The sequence below is a fragment of the Methylobacterium sp. BTF04 genome (assembly GCF_010692745.1).
GTDB lineage: Bacteria > Pseudomonadota > Alphaproteobacteria > Rhizobiales > Beijerinckiaceae > Methylobacterium.
This window is the reverse complement of sequence record NZ_JAAHTB010000007.1, coordinates 71,289-85,553: the sequence shown is the minus strand read 5'-3', so window position 1 is coordinate 85,553 and position 14,265 is coordinate 71,289. Positions and strand designations below refer to the sequence as shown.

Genomic DNA, 14,265 nt, shown 5'->3' with positions numbered 1-14,265 from the left:
GCTTCAATGGGGTTTGTACGAAAGCGCGCGGCGTGTGGGGCGCGCGTATTGCCGCGTTCTGCGGCCTGTAGCCCGGAGAGTCGATGGCGCGCGTGACCACGGTACCGCCGGCAGCCCTGATCCTGGGCATCGCCGGATTGATTCCGTTTCTCGGCTTCGCGTTTCTCTCGATCAGCGGCAGCGATGGTGGCTTGAGCACCATCGGCTTGGCGCCGCGCACTGTCCTGTCCACCTACGGGGCCGTCGTCGCGTCCTTCCTGGGCGGGATCCGCTGGGGCGCCGCGGCGTCGCGGGGTGGAGGCGGGGCGGACTACGCCATAGCCATCGTGCCTTCGCTGCTCGCCTGGGCGGCACTCGCGACACCCGCGCCTTGGGATCTGCGCGTCCTCGGTTTTCTCGTCCTCGCCTGGGGCCTGATCGATCAGGATCTGCCCCGCCGTGGCCTCGTTCCAGTCTGGCTTGGGCGATTGCGGCTGGTGCTGTCCGGGGTTGCCGGGGCTTCGCTGCTGGTCGCCTCCTAATCTTTGGCGAGCATCGTCCTGCCGATGGCGAAGACGCGGCCGTCGCCGAGAAGGTGTGCGGTGAAACCGGTGGGAAACAGCGGTTCGAACACCGGATTGCGCACGTTGAGCCCACCCGCATAGGCGCCGAAGGCCGGCATGATCAGGCGCCGGCCGTCGGTGATGAAGCAGCGCCGCCGCACGGCGCGTCCCCGCATGGCGACCTTGCCGCAGGGATGCAGGTGGCCGGCGATCTCCCCCTCTTCGGCGTCCTGGCCCGGCTCGTGGCGCAGGGTCAATCCGCCGATCCGTAGCGTCTCGGCGTAGCGGCCGCCGACGCCCTCGGTCACCGCATGGTCGTGGTTACCGGCGATCCAGACCCAGTCACGCCCCTCCTGCAGGGCGGCGACCATGGCGCGATCGCCCGGCTCCATCCGCTCGGGGCCGCGGGCGTCGTGGAAGGAATCCCCCAATGCGACGACGCACGCGGGATCGAACCGCGCCACCGCCTCGTGCAGGCAGGCCAGGGTCTCGCGGGTGTCGTAGGGCGGCAGGAACTGCCCCGACCGCACCGCATAGGCCGAGCCCTTCTCGAGATGGAGGTCGGACACGATCAGCGTCCGATGGGCGGCCAGCCACACGCCGCCGCACAGATCGAGGGTGAGGAGTTCCCCGGCGAGCGTCAGGCCCGGGGCCTTCGTGGTCTTCTCTAGTCTCGCGCCGAGCGCCAAAACCGCATCCTCGTTCTTGGTTCAAAGAAGGGTGCATCCGTGCACCCTCAGCCCAGCGCTTCTTCGAGAAGCTGCGCCTCGGCCTCGGCCAGGATCTCGTCCGCCCCTTCGCCGTAGACCTTCTCGCGCCCGATCTCGAGCATGACGGACACGGAGAGCGGCGAGACGCGTGTGAGCGCCTTGTGGAGGATTCGCCCCTGGATGCGCCTCAACATCACACCGAGGCGCTTCACGTCGAGGAGTCCGGTTGCCGCATCCTGGCGCGCGGCGCGCAGGAGCAGGTGATCGGGCTGGTGCTTCTTCAGCACGTCGTAGACGAGGTCGGTGGAGATCGTCACCTGCCGGCCGGTCTTGGCCTGCCCCGGATAGCGCCGTTCGATCAGCCCGGCGATGACGGCGCATTGGCGGAACGTGCGCTTCATCATCGCGGATTCGTCGAGCCACGCTTCGAGATCGTCTCCGAGCATGTCCTCGGCGAACAGGCTCGCCAGGAAGTCCGGCTCCAGGGCGATGCGCTCGCCGATGTCGCGGGTCATGAAGATGGCAATGCCGTAATCGTTGGCGGCAAATCCGAGAGGTCGCATCCGCGCCCGCTCGAGACGGCGGGTCAGCAGCATCCCGAGGGTCTGGTGGGCGAGGCGCCCTTCGAACGGGAAGGCGGTGAGATAATAGCGGCCCGCGCGCGGAAACGTCTCGACCAGCAAGTCGGTGGGCCCTGGCAGCACCGACCTGCTGGCCTGTTGCGCGAGGTAATCCGCCACCTGCCCCGGCATCCGGTCCCATCCCGACGGATCGGCGATGAGCGCACGTACCCGCGCGGCAAGGAAGGTGGAGAGCGGAAATTTCGCACCGGCATAGGACGGGATCGCCGGATCGGTCCCGGGCCCGGCGCGCGTGGCCAGTGCCTCGTCCTCGGCGAGCCCTTCGAAGCGCAACACCTCGCCGGCGAACAGGAACGTGTCGCCGGGGGTCAGCGTGTCGGCAAAATCCTCCTCGATCTCGCCGAGCACCCGGCCCCCTTTCGGCAGGATAGCACCGGGCTTACCGCGCACATTGCGGGCGAGCCGGACCTTCACCTTGGCGGATTCGACGATGGTGCCGACATTCATGCGGTATTGCTGGGCGATGCGGGCATCGCGCACGCGCCAGAGGCCGTCGGCCCCACGAACGATCTTGGCGAAGCGCTCATAGGCCCGGAGCGCATAGCCGCCAGTGGCAACGTAATCGACCACCGCCTCGAAATCCTCCCAGGACAGGGTGGCGTAGGGTGCGGCCGAGACGATCTCGGCATAGAGCTGCAACGGGTCGAAGGCGTCGGCGCAGGCCATGCCGAGGACATGCTGGGCCAGCACATCCGGCGCGCCGAGGCGAGCATCCGGGGTGTCCTGGGCAGCGGCCTCCACCGCGTCGAGGGCGGCCTGGCATTCGAGCATTTCGAAGCGGTTGGCCGGGACCAGATAGGCTTTCGACGGCTCGTCCATGCGGTGGTTGGCGCGACCGATGCGCTGCATGATCCGGCTCGCCCCCTTGGGCGCGCCGATATTCACCACGAGGTCGACGTCGCCCCAGTCGATGCCGAGATCGAGGGTGGCGGTGCAGACGATGGCGCGGAGTTGGCCCGCCGCCATGGCTGCCTCCACCCGCCGGCGCTGGGTGGCGTCGAGGGAGCCGTGATGCAGCGCGATCGGGTAGGATTCCTCGTTGATCCGCCACAGCTCCTGGAAGGTATATTCCGCCTGCAGCCGCGTGTTGACGAAGACCAGCACCGTACGATGGCGCCCGATCAGGTCGTAGATCGCCGGCATCGCCTGCCAGGCGGTGTGGCCGGCGAGCGGTAGGCGCAAGCCGGTATCGAGCATGTGCAGATCGGGCGGCGCGCCGCCATGAACTACCACGAGGTCGGCCATTGCGTCCGCCAGACCCCTCCCCCCCTCGCGGGGGAGGGTGCCTGCGGAGCAGGCGGGAGAGGGGACTACTTCTCCGGAAAGGGCGCTCCCCTCTCCCGACCCACTGCGTGGGTCACCCTCTCCCGCAGAGGGGAGAGGGGCCGGCGGTTCGTCATCCGTGATTTGCGGTACGAGATATCGCCGCAAGTCGTCCGGTTCGCGCACCGTCGCCGACAGGCCGATGGCGACGAGGCCGGGGCTCAGACGGTGCAGCCGCGCCAGCGCCAAGGACAGCAGATCGCCCCGCTTCGAGGTGACGAGCGCGTGCAACTCGTCGAGGACGACGCAGCGAAGGCCGGCAAAGAGATCGGCTGCCTCGCGGTGGGCGATGAGAAGGGCGAGTTGCTCAGGAGTCGTCAGCAGGATGTCGGGCGGCCGCGCGATCTGACGGGTGCGCTTGTGCGAGGGCGTGTCGCCGGTGCGGGTCTCGACGCGGATCGCCAGTCCCATCTCGGCGATGGGCGCTTCGAGATTGCGTGCGATGTCGACGGCCAGCGCCTTCAGCGGCGAAATGTAGAGGGTGTGAAGCCCGCGTGAGGTCCGAGCCGGCGGGCGCTCGGCCAGCGCGGTCAGGCTCGGCAGGAACCCGGCCAGGGTCTTGCCGGCCCCGGTTGGTGCCACGAGAAGAGCCGAGCGGCCTGCGCGGGCGATCCGCAGCAGGTCGAGCTGGTGGGGCCGCGGCGCCCAGCCACGACTGGCGAACCACGCCGTGAAACGCTCCGGGAGAAGACTTTCCGGCGGGATGGCGCTCAGGCGAGGGCCATCAGGAACCGGTCGATCAGCTCCAGCGCTCGCTCGGTCATGGCCCCGGGATAGCGCAAGAAGACATGGCAGCCTCCGGGATAGATCGCCGTGTGGCCGCCATTGCCCGCCGCAGCCCAGCGCGCCGACATGTAGAGCGTGTCGTCGAGGAGCGGATCGTGCGTACCCACCGAGAATAGGGCCGGGGGCAGGCCCTTCAGATCCGCATAGAGCGGCGACACGTCGGGTCGGCGCCGGTCGATCCCCTCGCGCACGTAGTCGTTGGCGAAGGTGGTGAGGTCTTTGGTGTTCACCACGAGGCGCTCGTCGCCCCAATTGCGCACACTCGGCGTCAATCCGAGGTCGAAGAACCCGGCATTGAGGTTGGCACCGCGAAAGGCGCTGGGCATAGCGTGGCGGTCGCGCAGGCGCAGCATCGTCATCACGGCGAGGTGCGCACCGGCGGATTCGCCGCCGATGGTGAGCGCCGAGATGCCGAACTCGGCCCGGCCGGGACCGGCGAGCCACAGGGCCGCCGCCTCGCAATCTTCCAGCGCCGCCGGGTAGGGGTGCTCGGGGGCGAGCCGGTACTCCACCGACAGGCAGACGAAGCCGCAGACATCGGCGATCCGCTCCAGCCACGGGTCCTGTTCGTCGGCCGCGCCCCAGACCCAACCGCCCCGATGGATGTGGAGATAGGCGCCGCGCAGCCTCGGCCATTTCTTCGGGTTCGGACGGATCACCCGCAAGGCGAGCGGGCCGCCAGGCCCATCGATGGTCACGGTCTCGGCCCGGGCGCTGCGTGGCATCGCCGGAGAGGCCTGCGTGCCCTGGCGGCGGCGCTTGCGGACTTCGGCGATCGGGATCGACCACGGGTCCGCCTGCGCTGCGTGGGCCGCGACGATCTCGGCATTGAGCCGCTTGGTTTCCGGATCGATCGTCGCCGGGTCGAACAGGGCGTGGTCGATCATGGGTCGATTCGTTTCATCGCGAGATCAGGTCTGCCGTGAACTTGGACTGCGCGCCGCAGGTTGCCACCCGGATCGCCGGCGCGAACCCGCCTAACGTCCGAGCCGACGTCCAGTTTCGCATAGGTGTGTCGCTTACGTCACTGTTCCGCCGGCTTCGACAGGTTGAGAAGGCGCAACGCGCCGCCATCGGCCAGGGACCATCCAGATGAACGTCGACAACGACCCCCGCCGCCCACCGCCCTATCAGGGCCAGCCCTATGCCGGCAGCGCCTTTCCCGAACCGGGCCGGCGCTCGGCCCTGCGCCGCTTCCTCGGCGGTTCGCCGGCCGCCGTGTTCGTCAAGCTGCTGTTCCTGTCGATCCTCGTCGGTGCGGTGATGGCGATGCTCGGTGTGACGCCGGGCCTCCTGTTCTGGCATGCCTACGATACGGCGCGCGCGCTGGTGGATCTCGGCCTCGACACCTTCCATGATTTCGGCCGCTGGATTCTGGCCGGTGCCGTGGTGGTGGTGCCGCTGTGGTTGCTGTCGCGGTTCTTCGCGGTGTCGAAGTAGAGCCGCCGAAAGAGAAAGGGCCGGTGTTTCCACCGGCCCTTTTTGGAAGTCAGGACGATCCTAAAACGATCAGCGCTGAACGATGACCTTCGCGCCGACCTTAGCGCGGGTGAACAGGTCGCTCACGTCCTCGTTGGTCATGCGGATGCAGCCCGACGAGACGGCGGTGCCGATGGTCTCCGGCTCGTTCGAGCCGTGGATGCGGTAGATCGAGTTGCCGAGATACATGGCGCGAGCGCCGAGCGGGTTCTCGATGCCGCCCTTCATGAAGCGCGGCAGGTCGGGCCGGCGGCGCAGCATCTCGGCCGGCGGACGCCAATCGGGCCACTCGCGCTTCATCGTGATCGTCTGCACGCCACCCCAGGTGAAGCCGGGACGGCCGACACCGACGCCGTAACGCAAGGCCTTGCCGTCGCCGAGCACGTAGTACAACCGGCGCTCGTTGGTGGAGACAACGATGGTGCCGGCTGCGTAGGCGCCCGCATAGGCGACTTCCTCGCGCTGGATCGCCGACATCTGCGGCACAGCCGAGGCCATCGGGTCCACCGGCGAGAGCGAGGCGTTGGCGGTGGGAACCGCGACGAGTCCTGCAGGAGTCGGCTCAGATTGCGGGCGCACACGGATCACCAGCGCGTTGTCGAGCGGCTGGCGGGTGAGGGGGTCGATCTCGTAGGCGACAGCGGGCGAAGCCCACGCGCCAAGCGTACAGGCGAGCCCGGTCAGGGCGGGGGCGAAACGGCGCATCAGGGCCTCTCGAGGGCGTTCGGAAATCTGGGTTCGACTGAGCGCAGGCTACTGCGCGAAGCTTCGCCAAGAGGTAAACGCTCGGGGTCCAAAGCCAAGCGCTATCCGCGCTGCGGCAGCGCTTGCTGCGTTGTCGTGACTCCATGGCAACACCGTGGCAGCTTGGCCGCGACGAGGGGGATGATCCCGTCGTGCCGCGCGTGTCTCGATGACGCCGCTCAGGCGTCGTCGAGGCCCAGATCGATGATCGGCGCGCTGTGGGTGATCCAGCCACAGGAGATGAGGTCGACGCCGGACGCCGCCACCGCCCCCACGGTCTCGCGGGTGATGCGGCCCGAGGCCTCGGAGATGGCGCGCCCGCCGATCATCGCGACCGCCCGTGTCAGCTGCTCGGGGTTCATGTTGTCGAGGAGCACGGCGTCGGCCCCCACCGACAGGGCCTCTTCGAGCTGCGCCAGGGTGTCGACCTCCACCTCGATCTTGACGAGGTGGCCAGCATAGGCCCGCGCCCGCGTGATGGCCGGCACGATGCCACCGGCAACGGCCACGTGGTTGTCCTTGATCAGAACTGCGTCATCGAGGCCGAAGCGATGGTTGGAGCCGCCGCCGGCCCGCACCGCATGCTTTTCCAGTGCCCGCAGGCCTGGCGTGGTCTTGCGGGTGCAGACGATACGGGCCTTGCCGTGGGGGCGCGCCGCATCGACCAGGGAGGCCGTGGCCGTGGCGACTCCCGACATTCGGCACAGCAGGTTCAGGGCCACGCGCTCGGCGGTGATGATCGCGCGGGCCGGTCCCGATAGCCGGACGACCACGTCACCCGGCGCCACGCGCGATCCGTCGCCGCGCTCGACCGTGACCCTCACGGCCGGATCGATCAGCTCGAAGGCGATGATCGCGGCATCGACGCCCGAGATCACTCCGTCCTGGCGGGCCGCGATGACGGCGTTCATGCGGGCGCTCACCGGCACGATCGCGTCGGTGGTGACGTCGCCGGCCCGGCCAAGATCCTCAAGCAGGGCTGCGCGCACGATCGGTTCCACAAGGAGCCGGGGCAGGGGAACGAGATCGGTGTCGCGCATGGTTTGGCTCACGGTGCATGTTTTACGGCTCTTGTCTCACGGTGCCTGGGCGCGTCGGGCGAGGCCCGGCTTCGCCGGAATCAGGCGTCCACGACGAGTGCGCGCGAGAGCTGAACTGCCTCCGCCATCGCGAAGGCGCCCGCCAGGGTCGTCTCGGTATGGCGAGCCGGCGCCTGCTCCGGATGATCGCTGCGCCAATGCGCGCCCCGGCTCTCGCGGCGGGACAGGGCAGCGGTCGCCACCATGAGTCCGGTCAGGGCGGCATCGCAGCCGGCCTGCGCCGCAGGCGCGAGCTGGCGGACGGCCTCGGTCAGGCCGTCCGCGTCGCGCACGACGCCGACCTGGCGCTCCATCACCGTGCGGATCGCCGCCAGATCGGTGGCGGGGCGGGCGGAATCCGGATCGGGAATCGCGAAGCCCGGCACCGGTACGGCACTGATCGCCTCGGCGATCCGGGGCGCGAAGGCCATGGCTTCGAGGAGCGAATTGCTCGCGAGCCGGTTCGCGCCGTGCAGGCCGGTGGAGGCGACCTCGCCGCAGGCGAACAGGCCCGGCACCGTCGCGGCGCCGTTTGCGTCCACCCTCACGCCGCCCATGTGATAATGCGCCGCCGGTCGCACCGGGATCGGCCGTCGCTGCGGATCGATGCCGGCCTCGGCGCACAGGCCCGCGACGGTGGGAAACCGCGTCACCATCCGGGCGCCGAGCGCCCCGCGGCAATCGAGGAACACCGAGGCCCCGCGCCCTTGCGCCTGGAAGATCGCCCGCGCCACCACATCGCGTGGAGCCAGATCGCCGCCGGCGATGCCCGCCATGATCGGCGTCCCATCGGCGTCGATGAGGCGGGCCCCCTCGCCGCGCAGGGCCTCGGTGGCCAGCGGCATCGGATCGGCGCCCACTGCGATGGCGGTGGGGTGGAACTGTACGAACTCCATGTCGCGCAGGGTGGCTCCGACCCTCGCGGCCAGGGCCAGCCCGCGCCCGGTGGCGCCTCGCGGATTGGTGGTGGATACGTAGAGCGCGCCGATGCCGCCGGTGGCGAGCACAACCGCGCGAGCGGGCAGGCGAACCCGCGCGCCGTCGCAGTCGCAGACCACGCCTGCGACGGCGCCATGGGTGTCCCGCATCAGGCCGCGAACGGAGGCGACCAGCACGGAAATCGACGGTGTCGCCACAGCGGCCCGCACCAGGGTCTCCAGCACCAGCCGGCCGGTGGAATCGCCGCCGGCGCGGACGATGCGTCGGCGGGAATGGGCGGCCTCGAGGCCGAGCGCCAGAGCGCCCGCCGCATCGCGGTCGAAGGGCGCGCCGAGACCCACCAGCCAGTCGATCAGGTCTGGGCCGGCCTGCGCGACGCGGGTCGCGACGTCCGGTTCGGTGAGGCCGGCGCCTGCACTGACAGTATCGCTAGCGTGCAACGCTGGTGCATCATCCGCGCCCATGGCGGCGGCGATGCCGCCTTGCGCCCAGCCGGTGGCGGTGCCGAGCCCGAGGGGGCTCGCGGTCACCAGAGTGACGGGCCGGGGCGCGAGGCGCAGGGCCGTGGCGAGGCCGGCGATTCCGGCCCCAACCACGACGACGCGGTCGGCACCCGGCAGGGCGAAGCAGAGCGGTGCGTGCGCGTTCATCGCGGCTTCACCGCCAGCATGCGCTCAACGGCCAGCCGCGCGCGGTCGGTCAAGGCCGGATCCACCGTGACCTCGTGGGTCAGGGTCTCCAGGGCATGGCGGATGTTCTTCAGGCTCATCCGCTTCATGTGCGGGCACATGTTGCAGGGCTTGATGAACTCGATATCGGGATTGGCCGCCGCGATGTTGTCGCCCATGGAGCATTCGGTCACCAGCACCACCTGGCGCGGCCGCTTCTCGGTGACGAAGTTCATCATCATCGCGGTGGAGCCCGAGAAATCGGCCTCCGCCACCACGTCGGGCGGGCATTCGGGATGCGCGATCACGGTGACGCCGGGATAACTCTCGCGCACCTCGCGGATATCGGCCGGGGTGAATTGCTCGTGCACCTCGCAATGGCCGGCCCAGGTCAGGATCTCGACCTCGGGCACCAGCGCCTGGACGTTCTGCGCCAGGAATTCGTCGGGAATCATCAGCACGCGGGGGGCGTTCAGCGAGCGCACCACGTCCACCGCGTTGCCGGAGGTGCAGCACAGGTCCGATTCGGCCTTCACAGCCGCCGAGGTGTTGACGTAGGTGACGATCGGCACGCCCGGATACTTCTCCCGCAAGCCCCGCACGTCGGCGGCGGTGATCGAGTCGGCGAGTGAGCAACCGGCGCGCATGTCCGGAATCAGCACGGTCTTGCCCGGATTCAGCAGCTTGGCGGTCTCGGCCATGAAGTGCACGCCGGCGAGCACGATCACGTCGGCATCCACCGTCACCGCCTCGCGGGCGAGCGCCAGACTGTCGCCGACGATGTCGGCCACGGTGTGGAAGATCTCCGGCGCCTGATAGTTGTGGGCGAGGATGACGGCGTTCCGCGTCTTCTTCAGCGCCAGGATCGCCGCCACGTCGTCCGCGAGCGCCGGCCATTCGATGGCCGGGATATGCCGGCGGACGCGGTCGTAGATGTCGGGCAAGGGGAAGCCGGCGGGATAGGCCGGGCTCGTGCCGATCGGGAGACTGGTCGCCGCCATGGACGCGTCCTCACTTATGCTCAATGTGAGCATTGTGCCGACTAACGTAGGGGGCCCGAGGCCGCTTGTCCAGATATGCTGGACTTGAGCATAACGATTTTGCGCTGCAGTCATTTATGCTGCAGCGCACTTGCTAGCGTGGGGCCCGCTGCGCCCGATACCGCAACGATCGCTTCTCTCCTGCTCGGCTCCGCGAAGGTGAAAAGCGCTCCCTGTGGACAGGCACGGGTCAGGCGGGCTTGCGCGTGGCCCTCAACCGGAAGCCGGGTGCCGGGCGCTCCAGCAGCACCTCGCGGCGGAAGCGCACCAGGCGGGCGGGGCGGCCGGTGGCGCCGCTGGTGACGCCGTCGGTTTCTTCTACCAGACCCTGCTGCGCCACGAGGCGGCGAAAGTTCTGCTTGTGCAGGTTGGTGCCGGAGAGGGCCTCCACCGTGCGCTGGAGCTGGAACAGCGTGAAGGTCGGCGGCATCAGCTCGAACACCACCGGGCGGTACTTGATCTTGCCGCGTAGGCGGCCGATTGCCGTGGCGAGCACCCGCCGATGGTCGAACGCCATCGGCGCGCCCGTGGCCCCGCTCTCGGTGGTCGAGGCCGCCCCCGATTGACCCTGCGCCTCGGGGATCAGGCCGGCCTCGAACAGCAATTCGTAGCGTTCCAGCACACGCTCCTCGTTCCAGGCGCCGCCACACAGGCCGAAGGTCAAGGCGAGGCGATCCTCGCGCCGCCGGCGCTGTTTCGGATCGGTCGTCTCCGCCGCCCAGGCGAGGAGCCTGGCCTCGATGTCGGTGAGCGCTGCGGGTCGGCCCTCGCGCCAATCCTCCCACGGCAGGTAGCCGTACCAGTTGCGCCACGACGCCTCGGCGAGGCCGGCGGGGCGGACTTCGCGCACCAGGGCGAGATAGGCCACCGAGAGGGAGTGCAGCCCCTGCGATTCATCACCCTGCCGGTCGCGGTCGCCGAAGGTGTAGAGCTGTTCGACATAGCCGAGGCGCTGGTGCGTCTGGCGCTCGACCCAGGCGCGCAGGCCGCGCTCCAGGGTGGGATGCTCGGGCACCAGCGGACCCGCCGGCAAACCGCGTGAGCGCCCGGACGCCTGCCCGTCGACCTCCACCGTGAGCGCACGCGGCTCGCCATCGGTCGCCGCGACGATGACGGCGACGAGACCGACCGCGGACGGGTTGGAGAGTGCGCTCTCCTCGGTCCGTTGCGTGTCCTGCGCCGTCGTCACGTGTCCTCACCCTCGCCCGACCCCGCTCATCGCATATCGGAGCCCGTCGCGTGAGCGCCAAAATGCCTCGCGCCTCCCCGGCTGGGGTGTTCTCTCATGGGGAAGCTGGAGCATCCTGCGATCGTGGGGCAAGGAGGCGCGCCGGATTGCCCACCACCGTCGCGCCCTCGGCGACATCGCGCGTCACCACGCTGCCCGCCCCGACGATGGCGTGGTCGCCGATGGAGACCCCCGGCAGGATCAAAGCTCCACCGCCGATCCAGACGTTTCGGCCGATCCGGATGGCGCGGGCGAATTCGAGCCCGGCTTCGCGCGGCGCGGCCTCGCGGGGATGGTCCGCGGTGAGGATGTGGACGCCGGGTCCGATCTGCGTCCGGTCACCGATGCTCACGGGAGCACAATCGAGGATGATGCAGCCGAAGTTCAGGAATACATGCGCGCCGAGGCTGATGTGGAGCCCGTAATCGCAGTGGAAGGGGGGCCGGACCACCGCTCCGTCGCCGACAGCCGCAAAACGCTCTCGCAGCAACGCGCGGCGCAATGCGGGTGTCTCCGCCAACGCCGCGTTGTACCGCACCATCCAATGCTTGCAGCTCTGGCCGTCGGCCTGAATCTCCGGGTCGTCCGGATGGTAGAGCTCGCCGGCGAGCATTTTTTGCTTCTGGGTGCGGTCCATGCGGAGGTTTTCCCGTTGAAACGTCGATCAACGCCCTGCTTACGTGTCGCGGTCCAGGCGGCAATGACTTTCGGCCGGATGCCGCGGCCCCTAAGAACATCTCGACGGGCTGACGGGAGTGATCGCGTGATCGGACGAGACGAAGCGACGGGCGGGCGTGCAGCCGTCGATCTGCGCCTCTATGGCCTCCTCGACGTTGGTGTGTCCGGCCCCGACGGAGCCCGGCTCGCGGCGCTGGCGGCCGAGGCGGTGGCGGGCGGCTGTACGCTGCTGCAGTACCGCGAAAAAGCCATTCCGGATGCGCGCGCCGCACTCGCGCGAATTCGCGCGATCCACCAGGCGGTCGCCGGCAGCGGCGTGCCGCTCCTCGTCAACGACCGGGTCGATCTTGCGCTCGCGGCCGGGGTCGAGGGCGTGCATCTCGGCCAATCCGACCTGCACCCCGCCGATGCCCGTCACCTGCTCGGGCGCGCGGCGATCATCGGGCTCACGCTGAAATCCGGGGCGCAGGCGGACGAACTCTACCGGTTGCCGGTGGATTACGCCTGCATCGGCGGCGTCTTCGCGACGACGAGCAAGGACAATCCCGATCCGCCGGTGGGTCTCGATGGGCTCGGCCGGATCGTGTTCCGGGGGCGGCTCGCGCGCGGGCCGGGCTTCCCGCTGGGCGCCATCGCGGGCATCGATTCCAGCACTGCCGCAGCGGTGATCGCGGCGGGGGCGGACGGCGTCGCGGTGATCTCGTCGCTGTTCGTCGGCGGATCCGTCGAGGGCCAGGCGCGCGACCTGCGCCACCGGATCGATTCCGCTCTCGCGGCGCGGGGCGTCGCGGCCTAAGGTCGGGCAAAACCGAGGAACGCCATGATGACAGGGGCCATGATGACACGGGCCATAATACCGATCGCCGTCACCATCGCGGGCTCCGATTCGAGCGGTGGGGCCGGCATTCAGGCTGACCTCAAGACCTTCGCGGCGCTCAAGGTCTATGGCGCCAGCGTGATCACGGCGCTCACCGCGCAGAACACCCTCGGCGTCCAGGGCATCCACGACGTCCCGGCGGATTTCGTCGCAGCACAGATCGACAGCATCTTCTCGGATCTGACGGTAGCTGCCGTGAAGATCGGGATGCTGTCCCAGGTCGCCACCATCGAGGCGGTGGCCGCCGGGCTGAGACGGCACGCGACCGGTATCCCCATCGTCCTCGATCCGGTGATGGTCGCCACCAGCGGCGACCGGCTGATCTCGGATGCCGCCGTGGAGGCCCTGCGCCGGCACTTGCTACCGCTCGCTGATCTCGTCACCCCGAACCTTCCCGAGGCCGCGACCCTGCTCGACGAGCCGAACGCTTTGAGCGAGAACGAGGCGGTCGCGCAGGGGCGAAAGCTGCTGGCGCTCGGCGCCCGCGCCGTTCTGATCAAGGGCGGCCATGCCGAGGGCGACGAGAGCGTCGATCATCTGATGAGCGCGGACGGAACCCTGCGCCGCTTCGCCGCCCGGCGCATCCCCACGCGCAACAGCCACGGCACCGGCTGTACCCTGTCCTCGGCGGTGGCTGCCGGCCTCGCCAGGGGGCTTCCGCTGGTCGACGCCGTGGCCCAGGCCAAGCGCTATGTCACCGCTGCGATCGCAGCCGCCGACTCGGTGCAAGTGGGGCAGGGCCATGGCCCGGTACACCACTTTCACGCCCTCTGGAGCTGACCCGCGCCTTGCGTCGGGACGGACTTTGCGTTTGAAGTACCGTACAATCGTCCGGTTAACGGAACGAACGCGCGGATTTCAGGGATCATGGACGATCAGGTGACCACCCCCGACCGCGGGCGGCAGCGGGATGTGCTGACCGGTGCGCAGGTTCTGTCGGGCCAGCTCGGCAAGACGATCCAGCGCCTGCGCAAGGCCTACAACCTGTCGCTCTCGGAACTCGCCGAGCAGTCCGGCGTCGCGAAATCGATCATCAGCCAGATCGAGCGCAACGAGACCAACCCGACGCTGGCCACGATCTGGCGCTTGAGCCAGGCCCTCGACGTCTCCATCGAGCGGGTCTTGGCCACGAGCGACGAGGAGCCCTTCATCGAGAAGACCTCGCGGGCCGACACACCGATCCTCGTCTCCGACGACGGCAAGGTGCGGCTCGCCATCGTCGGCTGGATCAAGACCGTCGAGTGGCTGCAGTGGTATGAAGTGACTGCCGATCCCGGCGGCATCCTCGACTCCGACCCGCACCAGCGCGGCTCCGTGGAATCGCTCACCGTCACCGCAGGCACGATGGAGGTCGAGGTCGCCAACACCGTCCAGCGTGCCCGGGCGGGCGAGACCCTGCGCTACCGCGGCGACCGACCGCATACCGTGCGGTGCATCGGTTCGGAGCCGGCCAAGGCGATCATGGTGATGATCATGAAGGCGGCGGTGATGGAATGACGCGGCGCCACCCGACCCCGTAGGGGCTGCCGGG

Annotated in this window: 14 protein-coding genes; 5 read left to right on the top strand and 9 right to left on the bottom strand. The window is 69.2% G+C overall.

The genetic code is table 11. The annotated features are described in order from the left end of the window. Positions 1 to 83: 83 nt before the first annotated feature. The gene (locus G3T14_RS06580; protein WP_163641228.1) at positions 84 to 521 is read left to right on the top strand and encodes a DUF3429 domain-containing protein; all 438 of its coding nucleotides are present in this window, start codon (positions 84 to 86) and stop codon (positions 519 to 521) included. Here the strand turns inward: G3T14_RS06580 and pdeM are convergent. From pdeM to G3T14_RS06565, 3 genes are read right to left on the bottom strand one after another with little or no spacing between them, the layout of a single operon-like run. After that, positions 518 to 1,231, bottom strand: a complete 714-nt coding sequence (pdeM, locus tag G3T14_RS06575; RefSeq protein WP_163641225.1) for a ligase-associated DNA damage response endonuclease PdeM — start codon at positions 1,229 to 1,231, stop codon at positions 518 to 520. The two genes, G3T14_RS06580 and pdeM, sit on opposite strands and share 4 nt — an antisense overlap. Positions 1,232 to 1,278: 47 nt before the next feature. Beyond that, positions 1,279 to 3,921 carry a ligase-associated DNA damage response DEXH box helicase gene (locus G3T14_RS06570; protein WP_163641352.1) on the bottom strand — a complete coding sequence of 881 codons (2,643 nt, stop codon included), beginning with the start codon at positions 3,919 to 3,921 and terminating at the stop codon, positions 1,279 to 1,281. 5 nt (positions 3,922 to 3,926) lie between these two features. Beyond that, positions 3,927 to 4,889 carry an alpha/beta hydrolase gene (locus G3T14_RS06565; RefSeq protein WP_163641223.1) on the bottom strand — a complete coding sequence of 321 codons (963 nt, stop codon included), beginning with the start codon at positions 4,887 to 4,889 and terminating at the stop codon, positions 3,927 to 3,929. Positions 4,890 to 5,094: 205 nt separating this feature from the next. Between G3T14_RS06565 and G3T14_RS06560 the strand changes: the two genes are divergently transcribed. After that, positions 5,095 to 5,442 (top strand): DUF6460 domain-containing protein, encoded by a 348-nt coding sequence (locus tag G3T14_RS06560; protein ID WP_163641221.1) that lies wholly within the window; start codon positions 5,095 to 5,097, stop codon positions 5,440 to 5,442. 69 nt (positions 5,443 to 5,511) lie between these two features. Here G3T14_RS06560 and G3T14_RS06555 read toward each other — a convergent pair whose 3' ends face one another. From G3T14_RS06555 to G3T14_RS06530, 6 genes are all read right to left on the bottom strand, one after another. After that, the gene (locus G3T14_RS06555; RefSeq protein ID WP_163641219.1) at positions 5,512 to 6,186 is read right to left on the bottom strand and encodes a L,D-transpeptidase; all 675 of its coding nucleotides are present in this window, start codon (positions 6,184 to 6,186) and stop codon (positions 5,512 to 5,514) included. Between the two features lie 218 nt (positions 6,187 to 6,404). After that, positions 6,405 to 7,265: a carboxylating nicotinate-nucleotide diphosphorylase gene (gene nadC / locus G3T14_RS06550; RefSeq protein ID WP_163641217.1), complete on the bottom strand. Its 861-nt coding sequence runs from the start codon at positions 7,263 to 7,265 to the stop codon at positions 6,405 to 6,407. 80 nt (positions 7,266 to 7,345) lie between these two features. Then, positions 7,346 to 8,893 carry an L-aspartate oxidase gene (locus G3T14_RS06545; protein WP_163641215.1) on the bottom strand — a complete coding sequence of 516 codons (1,548 nt, stop codon included), beginning with the start codon at positions 8,891 to 8,893 and terminating at the stop codon, positions 7,346 to 7,348. Beyond that, the gene (gene nadA / locus G3T14_RS06540; RefSeq protein WP_163641213.1) at positions 8,890 to 9,912 is read right to left on the bottom strand and encodes a quinolinate synthase NadA; all 1,023 of its coding nucleotides are present in this window, start codon (positions 9,910 to 9,912) and stop codon (positions 8,890 to 8,892) included. Before nadA ends, G3T14_RS06545 begins: the two co-directional genes overlap by 4 nt. Positions 9,913 to 10,141: 229 nt before the next feature. Continuing rightward, complete coding sequence (locus G3T14_RS06535; RefSeq protein WP_163641212.1) at positions 10,142 to 11,140, bottom strand: hypothetical protein; 999 nt, start codon at positions 11,138 to 11,140, stop codon at positions 10,142 to 10,144. Between the two features lie 94 nt (positions 11,141 to 11,234). Next, positions 11,235 to 11,816, bottom strand: coding sequence for a sugar O-acetyltransferase (locus tag G3T14_RS06530; RefSeq protein WP_163641211.1), 582 nt, complete (start codon positions 11,814 to 11,816; stop codon positions 11,235 to 11,237). Between the two features lie 126 nt (positions 11,817 to 11,942). Between G3T14_RS06530 and G3T14_RS06525 the strand changes: the two genes are divergently transcribed. The 3 genes from G3T14_RS06525 (at position 11,943) to G3T14_RS06515 (ending at position 14,231) form a co-directional block, all read left to right on the top strand. Next, entirely contained in the window at positions 11,943 to 12,653 is a 711-nt protein-coding gene (locus tag G3T14_RS06525) for a thiamine phosphate synthase (protein WP_348645220.1), read from the top strand. Between the two features lie 54 nt (positions 12,654 to 12,707). After that, positions 12,708 to 13,514 carry a bifunctional hydroxymethylpyrimidine kinase/phosphomethylpyrimidine kinase gene (gene thiD / locus G3T14_RS06520; protein WP_163641350.1) on the top strand — a complete coding sequence of 269 codons (807 nt, stop codon included), beginning with the start codon at positions 12,708 to 12,710 and terminating at the stop codon, positions 13,512 to 13,514. 87 nt (positions 13,515 to 13,601) lie between these two features. Then, positions 13,602 to 14,231, top strand: coding sequence for an XRE family transcriptional regulator (locus G3T14_RS06515; RefSeq protein ID WP_163641209.1), 630 nt, complete (start codon positions 13,602 to 13,604; stop codon positions 14,229 to 14,231). Positions 14,232 to 14,265 lie beyond the last annotated feature (34 nt).